Here is an 18,516-nt window from a genome sequence, read left to right on the forward strand (position 1 = left end):
CTATCGCCCTAGATACACTTCGATCACGCGTTCGTCAGCCTGCACTTCCTGCATCGTGCCCTGTGCCAGCACAGAGCCTTCGTGCAAGACGGTCACCTTGCCTTGCTGGGCAATTTCAGTGACAAAACCCATGTCGTGTTCCACCACCATGATTGAATGCTTGCCGCGCAACTCGTTCAGCAATTCGGCGGTGCGTGCCGTCTCAGCGTCGGACATGCCGGCGACAGGCTCGTCCAGCAAGATCAGTTGCGGCTCCTGTATCAACAGCATGCCTATTTCCAGCCACTGCTTTTGCCCATGCGACAGCAAGCCGGCCAGGCGGGCTTCCTGCCCATTCAGGCGTATCAGCTTGAGTATCGCGTCTATCTTGCCCTTTTGTTCGCTGTTCAAGCGGGCAAACAGGGTCGTCTTGACCCGCTTGTCCATCTTCATCGCCAGTTCCAGGTTTTCAAACACCGTGTGCTGCTCGAATACGGTGGGACGCTGGAATTTGCGACCTATGCCGGCATGGGCGATGTCGTATTCCGTCATGCGGGTCAGGTCCATGGTCTGGCCGAAAAAGGCCGTGCCTGAGCTGGGGCGGGTTTTGCCGGTAATCACATCCATCATGGTTGTTTTGCCGGCGCCATTCGGTCCTATGATGCAACGCAGTTCGCCGACGGAGATGTCCAGCGTCAGCTTGTTGATGGCCTTGAAGCCGTCAAAGGAAACCGTGATTTCTTCCAGATACAGGATGGCGCCGTGTGTGGTATCCAGGCCCTCCTGCTTGACCCTGCCGTAGGAAACACCCTGGTCTCCGGTCTGGCCGTCATAGGTCTGGCCAGGTTGCAGTACCGGAGAAACCGGTGCGCTCGGCGGGAGCGGCGTAATCGCAGGCACGGAGGGGATGCGAGATATTTCGCTCATGCTGCTTCTCCGCTGATATGGATGCTTTCGTGTTTGCTCTCTGGCTTGCTTTCTTTATTGTTCTCACTCTCGTCGCTTGATTCAGGCGGTGCCGCTTTACGTTTCAGCTTGCCTATTACCCCCAGTATGCCCTGCTGCATGAACAGCGTGACCAGTATGAAGATCAGCCCCAGCGCATACAGCCACAACTCGGGGAAGGCTGCGGTAAACCAGCTTTTCAGGCCATTGACCGTGAATGCGCCGATAATCGGCCCCAGCAAGCTGCCGCGGCCACCGACAGCAGCCCAGATCACCATCTCGATTGAATTACCGGGCGACATTTCCGACGGATTGATGATGCCGACCTGTGGCACGTATAAGGCGCCGGCGATGCCGCACAATACGGCCGACAGGGTCCAGACAAACAGTTTGAACCATAGCGGGTTATAGCCGATGAACATCAACCGGGATTCCGAATCACGTACCGCCTGCAATACCCGGCCCAGCTTGGAAGTGACTATCCAGCGGCATAGCAATAGCGAACCCAGCAGCAGGCCCAGCGTAATCAGGTATAAGGCAGCCTTGGTGGATGGGGCGGTGATGGTGAAGCCCAGGATGCGCTTGAAATCCGTGAAGCCATTGTTGCCACCAAAACCGGTATTGTTGCGGAAGAACAGCAGCATGAAGGCAAAGGTCATCGCCTGGGTAATGATGGAAAAATACACACCCTTGATCCGCGAGCGGAAGGCAAAGAAACCAAATATGAAGGCCAGCACGCCGGGCACCAGCACCACCAGCAGCATGCAATACCAGAAGCTGTCCGTCATCGCCCAGTACCAGGGGTAGGTTTTCCAGTCCAGGAAGACCATGAAGTCGGGCAGGTTGCTTTGATATACGCCGTCACGGCCGATGGCGCGCATCAGGTACATGCCGTGCGCATAACCGCCCAGCGCGAAAAATACACCATGACCCAGAGACAGGATGCCGGTATAGCCCCACACTAGGTCCAGCGCCAGCGCAGCCATCGCATAGCACATGAATTTACCGACCAGCGCTATCGTATAGCTGGAGATATGCAGTGCGCTGCCTGCAGGGAAACTCAGGTTCAGAATGGGCAGCAGGAAGAGTACCGCCGTACACACTACGATGCCGGTCCAGGCAGGACGCGAAAACAGGGAGTTGTTCATCAATGGCGTACTCATTCCACGCTCCTGCCTTTAACCGCGAACAAGCCCTGCGGACGGCGCTGTATGAAGATGATGATAAAGACCAGGATCACGATCTTCGCCATGACCGCGCCGGCGACGGGCTCCAGGAATTTATTTACCTCGCCCAGGCCCAGTGCGGCAATCACCGTGCCGGCCAATTGCCCGACGCCGCCGAGCACGACGACCATGAAAGAATCGACGATGAAACCCTGTCCCAGGTCGGGGCCGACATTACCCAGTTGCGACAAGGCCACGCCGCCCAAGCCGGCGATGCCGGAGCCCAGGCCGAAGGTCATCATGTCTATCTTGCCGGTAGGAACGCCGACGCAATCGGCCATGCGCCGGTTTTGCGTGACTGCACGCACGAACAAGCCCAGCCTGCTCTTGTTCAGTATCAGCCATACCGAGAACACGACAAACAGGGCAAAGAAAATGATGATGATGCGGTTATACGAGAGCACCAGCGAGCCCAGCACGGTAATGCCGCCGGACATCCAGGAAGGATTGGAAACTTCTACATTCTGCGCGCCGAAGATGGAACGTACCAATTGCATCAGGATCAGGCTGATGCCCCAGGTGCACAGCAGGGTTTCCAGCGGGCGGCCATAGAGCCAGCGTATGACGGTGCGTTCCAGGATGATGCCTACTGCGCCTGCGACGATGAAGGCTGCCGGCAGGGCGACGATCAGGTAGGCATCAATCGCTCCCGGCATGAATTTGCGGAAGGCGAGCTGGCAGGCATAGGTGGTGTAGGCGCCTATCATCAGCAATTCGCCGTGCGCCATATTGATGATGCCCATCAGGCCGAAAGTAATTGCCAGGCCCAGCGCTGCCAGCAGCAGCACGCTGCCGAGGGAAATACCATAAAACAGGTTGCCGACAAACTCCATCCTGGTCAGGCGGGAGTTGATTGCGTTCAGGGTGTTGACCACCTCGACACGTATTGACTCATCCGGCTCGCCATAGCTGCCGTCCGGGTTCTGGGCCAGCATTTTTTGCAGCATGGGTTTCAGGTTGGCATTGTCGCTATCCACCAGCGATTTCACTGCCGCCTTGCGTTGTGCCGCATCCGGTGACTGCAGGTTGGCTGTGGCGATAACCAGTTGCAGGATGCCCTTGATTTCGGGATCGTTTTCTTTGACGTAAGCCTTGGTCACCAGCGGTAATTGCTCCAGGCTGGCGTCTTTTTGCAGCTCCTTGGCGGCAGCCAGCCTGAGTGCTTTTTCCGGGGAAAATAATTTGAGGCCTGACAACGCGCTGTCGATAGCGCCGCGCAGACGATTATTGATGCTGATTGCCTCTATCCCTTCCGGTAGCGGCGTTGATTTTCCTGTCGCCGGATTATAGGCCTGGTCGTCGGTGACAATATAGACGTCGCCATCAGGCTTGGCGGGGTTTGCATACAGTGCTTCATTCTTCAGCGCATTCAGCACTTTGGAAGCATCTTCATTGGCCAGTGCCGCAATGGCATTAACCGCTTCTATGCGGGCATCCGGATCATCGCCGGCCAGCGGTTGCAGCAGCTTGGGATCGATATTGGCATGCGCGCCGAACGACATCGTCAGCAGCAGCAGGGCCAGGCATTTTTTTATCAGGATCATAGTCGGCGCAAGGTTATGGTGCTTGGCGGCGTAATGCGTCCGCGTGCGCAGGACCCTGCAGGAGATTATCGATCATCTCCGGCAGGCGAGCCGCGCGGTTGAGGCCGCGCTGATTCAGCTACTGGCTAGTAGTTGGTAAATTAACTACTAGCCATTACAGCTAAAGCGATTACAGCTTTTGCTTGCCTTCGTTACCAGGGATGTAAGGGCTCCAAGGCTGGGCACGGATAGTCGTCTTGGTTTTGTAGACGACGCTGAACTGACCGTCAGCCTTGATTTCGCCTATCATCACAGGCTTGTGCAAGTGGTGATTGGTTTTATCCATCATCAGTTCAAAGCCGGAAGGCGCCTTGAAAGTCTGGCCGCCCATTGCCGCGATCACTTTGTCGGTATCGGTGGACTTAGCTTTTTCTACTGCCTGCTTCCACATATAGATGCCGACATAAGTCGCTTCCATAGGATCATTGGTTACGACAGTATTTGCATTCGGCAGTTTCTTGGCGGCAGCGTAGTCTTTCCATTTCTTGATGAACTCGGTGTTGACGGGGTTTTTCACAGATTCAAAATAATTCCATGCCGCCAGATGGCCAACCAGCGGCTTGGTATCCACGCCGCGCAGTTCTTCTTCGCCCACAGAGAATGCAACGACAGGCACGTCAGTCGCTTTCAGGCCGGCATTACCCAGTTCCTTGTAGAAAGGCACGTTGGAATCGCCGTTGATGGTAGAGATCACTGCGGTTTTACCGCCTGCAGAGAATTTTTTGATATTGGCTACGATGGTCTGATAGTCCGAATGGCCGAACGGCGTATACACTTCATCGATATCGGTATCCTTCACACCCTTGCTATGCAGGAAAGCGCGCAGGATTTTGTTGGTCGTGCGCGGGTATACATAGTCTGTGCCCAGCAACACAAAGCGCTTGGCGCCGCCGCCTTCCTTGGACATCAGGTATTCCGTGGCCGGGATCGCTTGCTGGTTAGGCGCTGCACCGGTGTAGAACACGTTCTTTTCCAGTTCTTCGCCTTCGTACTGCACAGGGTAGAACAGCAGGCTATTCAATTCCTTGAATACCGGCAGCGTGGATTTGCGTGAAACGGAAGTCCAGCAGCCGAATACCACGGCGACCTTGTCCTGCGTCACCAGTTGGCGCGCTTTTTCTGCAAACAGCGGCCAGTTGGAGGCCGGATCTACGACTACCGCCTCCAGTTTCTTGCCCATCACGCCGCCCTTGGCGTTGATCTCATCTATCGTCATCAGGGCGACATCTTTCAGCGATGTTTCGGAAATAGCCATGGTGCCGGACAAGGAATGCAGGATGCCGACCTTGATGGTGTCTTCAGCCAGGGCTTGAGTGACCCAGCCGGATGTCGCGAGTGCCATTGCGCCTAGCGCTGTTGCTTTTAGTAAAGTACGACGAGACATGATTTCTCCAAATAGTGATGAGGACAGATGTTGACCAAATACTGCGAGATGCGATGAGATGACGCGTGACTTCCACAAAAGGAAATAGCAGTTTGCGTGCCAGCGGAGATTTGGGCTTTTACGGGGCATTCAGGTGTGGAGCCCGCTTAGAATTTGACAAACCGGGTGCGAATTTCTCCCTGAATTCGTGCGGAAATGGGGCTTTTAGGCTATTTGTTAGATAATGGTGCAAATATTGAATCGATCGCCTGGCCGGGTAAATAATAGAAGCGGGCGACTATTCATTTGAGCCTTCCTGCTATCATGTTCGTTTTGCCTTTTCCTCTGGTACACCATCATCATGTTCGACTTCCTGTTCAAACGAAAATCCAAATCTCCCACCCCGGCCCAGGCCATTTCTGCGCAGGCGGCGTCCCAGCAGGAAAATCAGGAGATCAAAAAGCAGCAGGCCGAGCGGGCAAGAAACGCAGCCCTGGCACAATTGGAGCAAATTTCCCAGGATGAGGCTGCGGTCGTCAATTTTCTGACTACTTGCGATTTTGCCGATGGCCGCCTGAAAGCCGCACAATATATACATACAGAGGCAGCGCTGAACCAGGTGCTTGTGGCGGTCCGGAATACCGACAGGCGGGTTGCCAAGCTGGTGCAGTCGCGGCTGGACCTCATTTTGCAGGCGGGCAAGCAACAAGCGGCCGCACAGGCACATATTGCCGCTGCGCGACAAATGGCAGCGGCGCAGCATCTGCTGGCAAATCAGGTAGCGGAGCTGGACAGGCAGGTCGCCGGCTTGAAAGGTTTTCCTGCGGAGTTGAGGGAGGAGTTTGAATTACTGCGCCAGACTCTGGATACGAGATTGCAGGCGCAAACCGCCCTGCAGCGCAGGGTCTTGAATTTGATCGCCAAGCTGCATGAGTTGGCTGCGACCGATGATATTCAGCCGCAGCAGGCTCAGCATACCCTGGGCCAGTTGCAAGCGGAATTTGACGACAGTATGTCGCAAGTCGAGGCTGTTTCTCTGCCCAAAAATCTGGCTCAGGAATTTGCGGAAGAAATCGCCGATCTGCGCAAAACTATCGATGCGCAACTGGACGTATTGCGCAAACAGGCAGAAGAACATGCGAGGGCGGAGAAAAAAGCAGCGGATAAGGCCGCTGCCATCGCTGATGCCGCGGCGGCACTGGCTGCGCAGGCAGCGATTGAATTTACCGCTGCGCCGGATGCTGTGGCCGCTGATATCGCGCAACGCGACGGAACTCAGCCTGCACCTGCGCCAGTAGTAAAAAAAGAAAGCCAGGAAAACAGGGAAAAGCCAGCCCTGATCACGTCCAGCGTGGGAAAAATTACTGCTGCAATCCAGGGCATCGAAGATGCGCTTGCACAAGGTACGGTACAGGTCGCACTGAAGCTGGACCGCGAACTGCGCGGCATAGATTTGAAAGCATCCGGCGCTTCCACCTCCTTGCGCGACAAGCTGACGCGTCTGCGCAGCGAGTTGGGGCATTTACAGGGCTGGGCCAAGTGGGGCGGAGGCGTTTCACGTGATGAGCTGATCAAGACTGCCGAAGAACTGGCTGCACTGAAACTGGAGCCGAATGAGTTGGCCAAGCGTGTGGCGGATTTGCGCGATCGCTGGAAGGCCATGGAGGCGGTCAGCGGTTCTGCCAACAAGGAAGTGTGGGAGCGTTTTGATGCGGCGTGCACGCAAGCCTATGCGCCTGCTGCCTCCTACTTCCAGCAGCTGGGTGAAGAACGCAAAGCCAATCTGGAGAAGGCAGATGCGATGATCGCAGAACTGCGCTCCCATGCCGGTTTGCTGAACCAGCCGCCGGTGGATTGGAAAGCCCTTGTGAACCTGGGGCAACAGGCCAGGCAAAAGTGGCAGGCTCTGGGACCCATCGATCGTAAGCACCGGACCCGGCTGGAAGCCGAGTTTGACGCAGCCTATAAAATATTGTGGACTCCTTTGGAAGAGCGCAGGCAGCAGGAGATCCTGTCCAGGGAGGCACTGATCAGCGAGGCTCAGGCGCTCAACCCCGATCAGCGCGCCGTGGTGGACCAGGTAAGAGCGCTGCAGGCGCGCTGGCAGGAGCAGGCCGGCAGCGTTCCCTTGAAGCGTAAAGATGAGCAAGCCCTGTGGGAAAAATTCCGCGCAGCCTGTGATGCGATCTTTGCACAGCGCCGCGCAGCCTCGGAAACTGCCGACAGCCAGCGCAAGGAGAGCCTGCAGGCCAAGGAGAATATATGCGCAGAGTTGGAGCAGGCCGAGCTGGCGGATGATCAAAAAATCAAGCAATTATTGCAACAAAGTGCAGCGGCCTGGCGTAATGCCGGCTACGTGCCCAAGGCCGACGAGACCGCCATAGAGCAGCGTTATAAAGCGGCAGTCAATAAGCTCGAAGAGTTGGCGCGACAACTGCTTGGCGCAAAAAGTGCAGAGCTGAAACAGGTGCTGGAGCAAAAAATCCGCATCTGCCACGCACTGGAAACCATGCTGGTGCTGGATGCTGTTGATGATGCCAGGATAGAACAGCTATCGGCGGAGTGGGCTGCTTTGCCCAATTTGCCGGCAAAAGCCGCAAGTTCCATGAACCGCCGCTTTGCCGCCATCGTCAAGGCCTTGCAAGCAAGGGATCAGGCGTATGTCGGCGTATTGCGGGATAATGCAGCTAGCTTCGATCAGCATTTGCTGCAACTGGAAATCATCGCCGGTGTAGAGAGCCCTGAAGCCTACTCGCGTGAGCGTTTGCAGATGCAGGTGAAGGTATTGCAGGCATCGTTACAGTCGGGCGGCAAGCAAACGGCCGCCGAAGACCAGTTGCGCGATTTGTACGCATTGGCGGCGATGACGACAGAGGCGCAACTACAGAGATTGCGGAATATTCTGGCAGTCAGTGCAATTTGATCACAGCTGCTTTGACCGCAATAGTGAAACCAAATTCTTGCACGGAACTCTGAAATATGGTCTGTGACATAAGTCCGCTCCTTGCTTGATACCTGAGCGGATTCCACGGCACGCATTGAATATGAAAGTATGAAAGGAATAAAGATGAGCTACGTATTTCCCCCCGTCGCTGCAGCCGTGCCTGTAGCCGGTTCCGATGCCTTGTTTCCCGTACACAGGATCTACTGTGTAGGACGTAATTATGTCGACCACGCGAAGGAAATGGGCCACAGCGGCCGCGAGGCGCCGTTCTTTTTCATGAAACCTGCAGACGCAGTGCTGCCGGTGGCTGAAGGGACGACGGGCGAGATGCCTTATCCCAGCATGACCAAGAACCTGCATCACGAAATTGAACTGGTGGTTGCAATAGGCAAAGACGGCAAAGATATTTCCGTGGAAGATGCCGCTTCGTATGTATGGGGTTATGCAATTGGCCTTGATATGACACGGCGAGACCTGCAAGCGGAAGCCAAGGAGCTGGGGCGCCCATGGTGCACCGGCAAAGGCTTTGACAATTCCGCGCCGATTTCAGCCATCTATCCCGTTGCACAGACTAAGCTGATCAACGAAGGAAACATCCATCTGGATGTGAATGGCGCGCAGCGTCAGGACAGCGATATCCGCAAACTGATCTGGAATGTGGCAGAGACTATCGCGTATCTGTCCAAATTTTATGAACTGAAAGCGGGAGACCTGATTTTTACCGGCACGCCGGAAGGTGTGGCTGCGGTCAAGCAGGGCGATTTGCTGGAAGGCCGCATCGCCGGCCTGGGCTCGCTGAAGATTAAACTGGTCTGAAGAGGAGATTGCATGAAGCTGTATAGCTATTTTCGCAGTTCCGCATCCTACCGGGTGCGTGTCGTCCTGAATCTCAAGGGACTGGACTACGAGACGGTACCCATTCACCTCGTCAAAAATGGCGGAGAGCAGCATTCCGACAGCTTCCGTGCAATCAATCCTGAAGAGCTTGTGCCTGCCTTCTGCGATATGCATGAAGGCCGGGACGTCGCCTTGACTCAGTCGCTGGCAATCATCGAATATCTGGAAGAGGCCTACCCGGAAATTCCAGTCTTGCCCGCGAATGCCATCGACCGTGCACATGTCCGTTCGCTGGCTTTGTCCGTCGCCTGCGAAATCCATCCGGTGAATAACCTGCGCGTATTGCGCTACCTGACCAAGGATCTTGGTTTTACTGAAGAGCAGAAAAATGCCTGGTACAGGCACTGGTGTGAAGCCGGCATGGCAGCGCTGGAACAGAAGCTGGCAGCCGATCCGCGTACCGGCCGGTTTTGTTTCGGCGATACGCCTACGCTGGCTGACTGCTGCCTGGTTCCGCAGGTGTTTAATGCGCAGCGCTTTAATTGCGACCTGAGCCGGATGCCGACCATCATGCGCATCAATCAGGCATGTCTGGAGTTGAACGCGTTTATCAAAGCAGCGCCAGCGAGCCAGCCGGATGCGGAATAGATGAAACAAACAATATCCCAGGCTGGCCTGGGATATGTGCAGGCGAAAAAAAGGATACCTGTTGCGGTATCCTTTTTTGTTTGCTGCCGTTTACTTTAGTTTGCAGCCAGATTGCAACTCAGTTTGCAATTCAGTTTGCAAGATCGTCGGAGGCAGGTGGGTTGTTGGCCAACGTATCGCTCAGAACGGATATCAGTATCGACCTAGTCAGCTTGGACTTTGTCGTATAGCCGTCGATGGCGAACTCGTGATTCACTTGTTTTTCCGGTGCATAGCCAGGCTGGCCGGTACGCAGCACGATGCGCAGTTTGTCACGGCCCAGGTCATTGCGGATGACGCTGACCAGTTTCAGGCCGGCGTCGACGGTTTCCATAACCACATCCAGCAACACCAGAGCCAGATCCTGGTTGGTTTCTATGACGGACCTGGCTTCACGGGCAGAATAGGCATGCAGGAATTCCAGCGGCCTGCCATGTATCTGCACTCCGCTCAGTGCAAGCAAGGTGGTTTCGTGGACATTAGTGTCGTCATCGGCGATCAGGATTTTCCAGGGAATAAAGCTGGTTTTTGCCTGTGAATCGGCACTGTCTTCTTCCAGGAAATCGATAATGTCGTCGTCATTCTGACCCAGGCTGCAGCTTAATAAGCCATCTTCAGTCAGATACGACGATAAACCTATATCTCCAACATAAACTCCAGCGGCGGAAAATTCGCGAGGGGTGGAGTAGTAGCGGTATGCGCGCTCAATCAAGCCGGGCGTTTTACTGTGGTGCTGCTTCATCAGTTATCTCCCTGTTGCTTGGATTAAATTTTTCTTCAATTTAATCTTATGTGAACCTGCATTGATAATCAAGAGCGTGGGGGGCTATTTTGTTAAAAATTGACAACTTGAATTGACAGTTCTTTGTTGTCTGGGACAAATAAGTGATTATTCAGTGTAACCTGAGTTTTGTATCAAGCCCATGCTAATTTGAAAAATCATAATGATAGTATGGACGCTGACAGTACTCATGGGTATGTGCAATGCAGCATTGCGTAACGCGCATCCTGCATGAAATGAGTTCTAAATAGACAGGACCGGTTCACTTTCGCGGGTGATGCAATGAAAGGTCCGAAGAATCGTTGAAACAGGTGCTGAATCCGGGACTTTCATGCCATCTCTTTCCCTGCATACCGTCGTTAGCATGTCCATTGCAGCTTCCGCGCTGGTCATGCTGGTGCTCTTTTATTTGCAGCGTTTGCAGGTCAATCAACACGCCACGCGCTACTGGACTGCTGCCTATGCCTGTCTCAGCCTGCGATTAGTCTGCACGCTGGCGGGGGAGTTTGGCTATGCCTGGCTCGCAATGCTGGTCGATTTTTTTATCGTAGGGTTTGCGCTGTGCTTGTGGCTGGGCGTGCGGGCATTCAATAAGCAAGCCCCGCAGAGCCTGCGTAATCTATGGCTGCTGAGTGTGATTGCTGCGTGGATCATTTTTGCCCACCTGAGCAGAGTTTCCTTCTTTTGGCGTGTGCTACCGCCTCATTTCCTGGCCGGCGGCTTGCTGCTGCTTGCCGCGGTTAGCTTTTGGCGTGCCCATCGCAGTTCCGGTAATTCCGGCTATGTCATCCTCGCCTGCCTGATAGGCCTGCGCGGCCTGCATCTGTTTGACTATCCTTTTATCCGCAATATTGAACAACTGGCGATCTTTGGTTTCTCGCTGGGTGCTTCACTGGATTTTTCAGCCGGCATCATGCTGCTGGTCGCTGCAGCGCTGGACCAAAGGCAGCAGATGACTCAGGCTATTGCCCAGCTGAACGAGGAAATGGGGACACGGAAAAAGGCTGAGGAAAGCCTCCATGAGCGCGAGGAGCTATTTGAAAAGGTGTTCCAGCTGGTTCCTGATGTACTGGTCATCTGCCGGGAAAAAGACGGCCGCTATGTAGAAGTGAACCGGCACTGGGAGCCGTTGACGGGATATTCGCCGCAAGAGACGCTGGAGCGCAATTCACTGGAATTGAATATGTGGGTGGATCTGGCGCAGCGGGATGCGATGGCGGCAACCCTGGAGAGCCTGGGTGAGTTCTGGGGGCTGGATGCCACGCTCAGGCACAAGGATGGGCATCACTACTACGTGAAAGTGTCGGGCGTTAAAGTCAAGGTAGGAGAGGAGTTCTTCGTCTCTTATACGGTACAGGATATCAGCGCGGCGCTGGAGGCGGAAGCCTATCGCAACCGGGTGGAATTGCAATTGCGCGAGCGGGAGAAGCGCTTTGTCAAAATGTTCGACCTCGTACCCGAAATCATCAGCATTACCAGCGTGCCGGACGGCGTACTGGTCGACGTCAATCACAACTGGGAGATGATACTCGGCTACACCCGGGCCGAATCCATCGGCAAGCGCGCTGCCACGGACCTTGGCCTGTGGCCGCATCCCGAACACCGGGAGCATCTGATGCAAAGGCTGGAGAGCGAGTCTTTCGTGCGCGGATTTCACACGGAATTTCGCAAAAAGAACGGCGAACTTGCCCAGGTCGAGGCATTCTGCACACTGTTTGAGTCGGATGGGCAGCGGTTTATGCTGGCCGTAGTGCGGGATACTACCCGGCAGACCGAAAATGAACGGGCCCGCCGGCGTGCCGAAAAGAATCTGCATGATAGCGAGCGTCAGCTGCGCGCGGTGCTCAATGCGATGGGCGAAGGGGTCATTGTCTGCAACCGGTATGGGCAAGTTGTGCTGTCCAATTCCGCAGCAGCGGAGATACATCAGGTCACCGAACAGCAATTGTCTTCCATGCGCGATGCGAGATCGCTGGACTTTTTGCAGGAAGACGGCAGTCCGCTGCTTGAGCAAAATCTGCCGATGTGGAAAACCTTCCAGTCCGGCCAATCTCAGCGCAACGTGACCCTGGGCTTGCGGCAGGTTGACGGGGCGATACGCTGGCTATATGTCAGTACCGATCCTATTTTTTCGGATGAAGCTTCGGAAGCTGTAGAGCAGGTGGTGATCGCGATGGTGGATATCACGCGGCAGAAGGATGCGGAAGCGCGCCTGCGCGAGCGTGAGGCCGTACTGGCGACAGTGTTCCAGCTGGTGCCCGACACATTGACGATTACCCGCATTTCCGACGGACGCTATATCGATGTCAACCGTAACTGGGAGCCTTTGTCAGGCTACACCAGGGAGGAGGCGATAGGGCGCACCTCTGGCGACCTTAATCTGTGGGCTGATACGGGTCAGCGGCGGGAACTGGTGCAAAGGATATTGGACGATGGTGAAGTCCGTGGCTTGCGGATCGAATTCCGGCATAAAAATGGTCACGTATTTCACTGCCGGGTGTCAGGATCAAAATTCGATGCAGGTGATCAGACATACTTGCTGCTGTCTTCACAAAATATCGACCAGGAGCTGTTAACAGAACAGGCCAGGATCAATGCCGAGACATTGTTGCGCGCGAATGAACACAAGTATTCAACGATATTCCAGCTGTCGCCGATTGCAATGGGGCTGGTGAATGTGTTGACATCTGAGGTGGTGGAAGTCAATGATGTATGGCTGGACCAGTTTGGTTATCGCAAGGAAGACGTCATAGGGCGCACGGCTTTGGAGTTGAGATTCTGGGACAGGCCGGAAGAGCGTGTTGCGATGATAAAGCAGTTGCAGCTGCATGACAGGGTGGATAAATTTGAAATCCGCCACAGGCACAAAGATGGGCATGTATTGATCTGTCTGATGTCGGCTCGGCTGTTCGACATAGAGAAGGGCCGGATGTTCATTTTTTCCCTTCTGGATGTGACGCGGCAATATGAGATAGAGCGCGAAATCCGCGAGATGACGGCTCAACTGGAAGCCAGGGTAAAGCTGCGGACCCTGAAGTTGGAGCAGGCCAACCTGGAGCTGGGCGAGGCGATGGAGTCGCTGAAGCATGCGCAGGATGAGCTGATACGCTCGGAGAAGATGGCTGCCTTAGGCTCGCTGGTTGCCGGCGTGGCGCATGAATTGAATACGCCGATAGGCAATAGCGTTACTGTTGCCAGCACGCTGGAAGACAAGACCAGAGAATTGCTGCGCGAAGTCGCCGGTGGTACGCTGCGCCGTTCATCGCTGGATCAGTACCTGCAAAGCGCAACTGCCGGTACCGCGCTGCTGATGCGTACCTTGAATGTGGCGCGCGAGCTGATCAGCAGCTTCAAGCAGGTGGCGGTGGATCAATCCAGCAGCCAGCGCCGCAAGTTTGATTTGCAGAAAGCACTGGAAGAAGTGATTGCTACGCTGACTCCCATGTACAAAAAGAGCCCATTTGTGCTGGAGACCGATCTTGCAGCAGGCATAGGTATGGACAGCTTCCCCGGCCCATTGGGGCAGATTATTACCAACTTCATGACCAATGCGCTGACACATGCGTTTGACGGCAGGACTCATGGTGAGATGCGCCTGTCCAGCCGCTTGCTGGATGATGCGCATGCAGAAATCATATTTGCAGACAATGGGGTAGGAATAAGGGAGGCTGACCAGAAGCGAGTATTCGATCCTTTCTTTACGACCAAGCTGGGCCAGGGCGGTTCTGGCCTGGGGATGAATATTGTGTATAACCTGGTTACCGGTGTGCTGGGCGGGGAGATAAGGCTGGAGAGCCGTTTGGGTGAGGGCACGCGTTTTACCTTGCGCCTGCCTTTGGCTGCGCCGCAGATGTCTGCTGAAAATTCAGCTTGGCAGGAAGGAAGCAGACCCGGTCAGGCCTGATCGCCTTCCCTGAACAGGTGGTAGCCTTTGCGGCCTTTCTTTTTGACCTGATACATGGCTATATCCGCCCTGGACATCAACTGCTCCGGATTGTCTCCGTCCTGTGGATAGATGGCGATGCCTATGCTGGGCGTCGTGCTCAGCGTGTGCTGCTCGATAAAGTAGGGTTGCGACAGCGAGTGCAGGATTTTCTCCGCCGTTTCCAGTACATGCTGCTCCGAACTCATATCCGTCAGGACCAGGATGAATTCGTCGCCGCCTATGCGCGATATGGTGTCTATCTCACGCAGCAGGCTACGCAGGCGGTTGGCGACAGTTTGCAACAGTATGTCGCCGATGCGATGGCCCAGCTTGTCATTGACTTCCTTGAACCTGTCCAGATCGATGAATTTGACAGCGACCATGTTCTGGTTGCGGCGGGCATGGCCGAGCGCATGTTCCAACCGGTCTTCCAGCAGGCGTCGATTGGGCAGGCCGGTCAGCGCGTCGTGGTTGGCCAGGTGGCGGATATGTTCTTCCGCCAGTTGCCGGACTTGTATCTCATGCTGTAATTGCAGATTGCTGTTAGCCAGTTCAGCAGTGCGCTGCTGTACCCTGAGCTCCAGTTCCAGCCGCGCCTGCATCAATGAATCCTGCGCCTGCTTGCGCTCGCTGATATCGTCAAGCAGCCAGACAGCGCCATTTTCCAATGCGCTCTGGTCCACCAGGTTGGCGGTGATGCTGCACCAGAACAGGGTGCCATCCTTTTTCTTTTGCCTGACTTCGCGGATGAAGCTGCCGCCTTTCGCAATATCGCTGGCAATTTCCAGTTCAGGCTCGAATGAGTCCACGGTTTGCAGCAGCTTGCTGAACGATGCATTGATCAGTTCGTCCGGCTGATAGCCGTAGATCTGCTCCAGATGCTGGTTGCAGGTAATGATGCGGTCCTGTTTGACAAAGGCGATGCCGATATGGGCGTTGGCCAGGATGGCTTGCTGCTCCAGCAGTAATTGCCTGATCGCATCGCTGGCTGCCCGTCTCTCGGTGATATCTTCGGTAATGAAGATGGTGCCTTTGGAATGGTCATGCGGATCTATCGCATTGGCCATCATCCTGCACCAGAAGGTGCTGCCGTCGCGCCGCTTCATCAGCAGCTCTATGTCCATGCGCTTGCCGGTTCCCAGCGTTTGCTCGGCAATGTCGCCCAGGTCCTGATAATCTTCAAGCGATGGGTAGGCAATGGAGGTAGGCTGGCCTATCAGTTCCTTGCTGGTCCAGCCGAACATTTCACTGAAGCGCTCATTGCAATGAAGGAATGCACGGTCGCGTGTGAAGGTAATGCCCAGGGAGGCATTATCCAGTATCGCCTGATATTCCAGCAGGGTTTGTAAAGCCCCTTCTTTGTTATCAGTAGGCTTGTCGGTCGTGGCCATGGCTGTCAGGTTGGTTGGACAGGTATCAGTAAAATACAGAAACTAATTGTGATGGTCGCGAGCAATAATGCATGCAAGGCTGGCGTAACTTCATTTAACTTGGCCCAGCAAAGCAAATAGGTATTTATGTTGAGTTTGCCAGACTTCCAGATGAAAGTGTGAGGAATTTATCCATCGCAACTAAGTGCGCCCAAGTATGAATACATTAATATATTTATCCGGAGCTAGAAGGATGCATGCTGGCGCAGAAAATTTCGCAAGCCAGGCCTTTGCAGCAAGGCGTATGCGGTATTTGAACGGATGAGTGCAAGGCAAAATTTGCCCCGCAGATAGATTAAATTTTTTCTGGCAGCAACATGCTGTCTGTATCCAGGTATCTGCTGTGCCAGGAAAATGCGCATTCCAGCACGTGCGGTGTCTGGCCACCGCGCAGGTTGGCTGCGGCGACATAATCAAGCAGCATCTGCTTGTAAGGCTCTGCAACGCACTTGTTGATGATCGCCTTCGCGCGCTCCCTGGGGGCCAGACCGCGCAGGTCCGCCAGTCCGATTTCAGTCACGATGATATCCACGTCATGTTCATTGTGATCGACATGCGACACCATGGGGACGATGCTGGAAACCCTGCCGCCTTTCGCCAACGACTTGGTAGCGAAAATGGACAAGTAGGCGTTGCGGGAAAAATCTCCGGAGCCACCTATGCCATTCATCATATGCGTACCCAACACGTGAGTGGAGTTAACGTTGCCATAGATATCCGCTTCCAGCGCAGTATTGAGTGCGATGACGCCCAGCCTTCGTATGATCTCCGGATGATTGCTGACTTCCTGCGTGCGCAGTACCAATTTGTCCTTGTAACGGGAAAAATCGGCAAAGACCTGCGCGCTTTTCTGCTGCGACAAGGTGATTGAAGAGCCGGATGCAAAATCCAGTTTGCCGGCATCAAACAGATCGAAGGTTGAATCCTGCAGCACTTCCGAATACATCGTCATATTGTGGAAGGGGCTGTCGATAAAACCGGCCATCACGGCATTGGCGATCGTGCCTATTCCTGCCTGCAGGGGCAGCAGGCTTTCTTCCAGCCTGCCCTGTTTGACTTCATTCTCGAAAAAATTAATCAGGTGCTTGGCAATTGCTGCGGTCTCGTGGTCCGGCGCCTGCACATTGGAGGGACTGTCCGGAGTGTTTGTGATGACGATAGCGACGATTTTTTCCGGAGGGATCTCGATCGCGGCAACTCCTATTCTGTCTTGCGGCGCTGTCAGCGGCATGGGTTCGCGTTGCGGTCGCATCTTGGGAATAAAAATGTCATGCAGACCTTCCAGTTCCAGCGGTTGGCTAAGATTGATTTCTATGATGACATGCTTGGCAAATATGGCGAAGCTGGCGCTATTACCCACCGAGGTCGTGGGAATGATGCCCCCGGTTTCTGTAATGGCTGCTGCTTCTATGATGGCAATATCCACCGGAGCCATTTGCCTGCTACGCAACTGTTCCACCGTTTCCGACAGATGCTGATCGGCGTACATGATTTCGCCACTATTGATCTTGGCGCGCAGGGAGGGATCGGATTGAAATGGAAAGCGCCGTGTCGTAGCGCCCGATTCGGCCAGCGCCTTGTCGACATCGCCGCCCAGAGATGCACCGGTGATCAGGGTAATGTGCAGGTTTTCACTGCGCGCCCTTTCGGCCAGCGCCATCGGTACTGCCTTGGCATCACCGGCGCGGGTAAACCCGCTCATGCCTATCGTCATGCCGTCGTGTATCCACTTGGCGGCATCTGCCGCGCTGGTGATCCTCTGTCTCAGGTAGGGCAATCTTATCCGGTCTGCATAATTGGCTGGCATGTGGATTCCATTAAGTCATTGAAAAAGGCATTTACTGTCGTTGAGCAAAGATTTTCAGGTCAGGCAGTAATTGACGGGGGCAAGCTGAGCGGGCACATTTTGCTCGGCCAGCGATTCCCGCAAGTTGATTTCCAGGCTCTTGCAGATTGCGTCCAGCGCCAGGTCGTTGGCTTCGGAGCCGAAGGGTTCTTCAATTTCATCGCCCAAGGCATCCAGTCCAAAGAAGGTATAGGCGACGATGGCGACCACGAAGGGCGTCATGAAGCCTATGGTGTCCACCAGGCCGAACGGCAGCAGGAAGCAATACAGATAGGCGGTACGATGCAGCAGCAAGGTATAGGAGAAAGGAATGGGCGTGCTCTTGATGCGTTCGCATGCAGCGGCGGCCCCGCCCATCGCAGACAAAGTGTTGTCTATGGTGGTTGCCAGGCAAGGATCAATGCGGCCTTCATCCAGGCAGATGCGCAGGTCCTGCCCCATGTCCAGCATCATCAGATGTGGGGCGTTGCTCGAACCGGTAAGCCGTTTTCTTTCTGATTCGCGCAGTAATACGGCGATTTCCGGGGATGGCGATGCATTGCGCAATAAATCTTTCAGTGCGTAAGAAAAAGCAATTGCCCTGTAGATCATGCGCACCCGCACATCGTCCAGCCCCTGGCCTGCATTGGCAGGGTTTGCATCCTTGATCAGGCTTTGGCATTGGCGTGCCAGATTGCGGCTGCGAAGCACGAGCTCTCCCCACAGCTTGCGGGCTTCCCAATAGCGGTCATACGCCGCATTGTTGCGAAAGCCCAGGAAGATAGCCAGAGGCAGGCCTATCATGCTGAAAGGTATTGTCGTCAGCGTAATCTTCAGATCAAACAGATCGCCGTGCGTGAGAGTGACCAGCGTGGCGATGACCGTATTCAGTATCAGCGAAGGCAAGATCCGCGGCAGCACCGAGCCGCGTAAGGACAAAAACAGCCTGAGGCCGGAAGGGCGATCCCGCACGATCATACGATACTCATTT

The 18,516-nt window shown here is 54.8% G+C and carries 12 protein-coding genes; 4 read left to right on the forward strand and 8 right to left on the reverse strand.

All coding sequences use genetic code 11. The features are described from left to right. The 4 genes from urtD to urtA form a co-directional block, all read right to left on the reverse strand. Window positions 1–906, reverse strand: coding sequence for an urea ABC transporter ATP-binding protein UrtD (gene urtD, locus IEW12_RS18235; RefSeq protein WP_229751198.1), 906 nt, complete (start codon window positions 904–906; stop codon window positions 1–3). Beyond that, complete coding sequence (urtC, locus tag IEW12_RS18240) at window positions 903–2,087, reverse strand: urea ABC transporter permease subunit UrtC (RefSeq protein WP_229751199.1); 1,185 nt, start codon at window positions 2,085–2,087, stop codon at window positions 903–905. The genes urtD and urtC overlap by 4 nt, the downstream gene beginning before the upstream one ends. Next, entirely contained in the window at window positions 2,084–3,694 is a 1,611-nt protein-coding gene (gene urtB / locus IEW12_RS18245) for an urea ABC transporter permease subunit UrtB (protein ID WP_188567479.1), read from the reverse strand. The genes urtC and urtB overlap by 4 nt, the downstream gene beginning before the upstream one ends. A 169-nt stretch (window positions 3,695–3,863) precedes the next feature. Next, on the reverse strand, window positions 3,864–5,117 hold the full coding sequence (gene urtA, locus IEW12_RS18250) for an urea ABC transporter substrate-binding protein (protein WP_188567480.1): 1,254 nt from the start codon (window positions 5,115–5,117) through the stop codon (window positions 3,864–3,866). Window positions 5,118–5,457: 340 nt separating this feature from the next. Between urtA and IEW12_RS18255 the strand changes: the two genes are divergently transcribed. The 3 genes from IEW12_RS18255 to maiA all read left to right on the forward strand — a co-directional run bounded on the left by IEW12_RS18255 (window position 5,458) and on the right by maiA (window position 9,525). Continuing rightward, complete coding sequence (locus tag IEW12_RS18255) at window positions 5,458–8,019, forward strand: DUF349 domain-containing protein (protein WP_188567481.1); 2,562 nt, start codon at window positions 5,458–5,460, stop codon at window positions 8,017–8,019. A 144-nt stretch (window positions 8,020–8,163) separates the two neighbouring features. Continuing rightward, window positions 8,164–8,856, forward strand: coding sequence for a fumarylacetoacetate hydrolase family protein (locus IEW12_RS18260; protein ID WP_188567482.1), 693 nt, complete (start codon window positions 8,164–8,166; stop codon window positions 8,854–8,856). 12 nt (window positions 8,857–8,868) lie between these two features. Continuing rightward, window positions 8,869–9,525, forward strand: coding sequence for a maleylacetoacetate isomerase (gene maiA, locus IEW12_RS18265; protein ID WP_188567483.1), 657 nt, complete (start codon window positions 8,869–8,871; stop codon window positions 9,523–9,525). Between the two features lie 130 nt (window positions 9,526–9,655). Here maiA and IEW12_RS18270 read toward each other — a convergent pair whose 3' ends face one another. Then, window positions 9,656–10,306: a response regulator gene (locus tag IEW12_RS18270; RefSeq protein ID WP_188567484.1), complete on the reverse strand. Its 651-nt coding sequence runs from the start codon at window positions 10,304–10,306 to the stop codon at window positions 9,656–9,658. Between the two features lie 370 nt (window positions 10,307–10,676). On the opposite strand from IEW12_RS18270, the gene IEW12_RS18275 reads away from it, so the two are divergent. Then, a complete protein-coding gene (locus IEW12_RS18275; RefSeq protein WP_188567485.1) occupies window positions 10,677–14,249 on the forward strand; it encodes a PAS domain-containing sensor histidine kinase in 3,573 nt (1,190 codons plus the stop codon). On the opposite strand, the gene IEW12_RS18280 is transcribed toward IEW12_RS18275, so the two are convergent. The 3 genes from IEW12_RS18280 to IEW12_RS18290 all read right to left on the reverse strand — a co-directional run bounded on the left by IEW12_RS18280 (window position 14,240) and on the right by IEW12_RS18290 (window position 18,503). Next, window positions 14,240–15,661, reverse strand: a complete 1,422-nt coding sequence (locus IEW12_RS18280; RefSeq protein ID WP_188567486.1) for a diguanylate cyclase domain-containing protein — start codon at window positions 15,659–15,661, stop codon at window positions 14,240–14,242. The genes IEW12_RS18275 and IEW12_RS18280 overlap by 10 nt on opposite strands. A gap of 334 nt (window positions 15,662–15,995) precedes the next feature. Continuing rightward, a complete protein-coding gene (scpC, locus tag IEW12_RS18285; protein WP_188567487.1) occupies window positions 15,996–17,507 on the reverse strand; it encodes a succinyl-CoA:acetate CoA-transferase ScpC in 1,512 nt (503 codons plus the stop codon). A 54-nt stretch (window positions 17,508–17,561) separates the two neighbouring features. Next, window positions 17,562–18,503 (reverse strand): bestrophin family protein, encoded by a 942-nt coding sequence (locus IEW12_RS18290; RefSeq protein WP_188567488.1) that lies wholly within the window; start codon window positions 18,501–18,503, stop codon window positions 17,562–17,564. Between the last annotated feature and the right edge of the window lie 13 nt (window positions 18,504–18,516).

This window comes from Parundibacterium terreum (assembly GCF_014636315.1).
Classification (GTDB): Bacteria; Pseudomonadota; Gammaproteobacteria; order Burkholderiales; family Burkholderiaceae_D; genus Undibacterium; species Undibacterium terreum.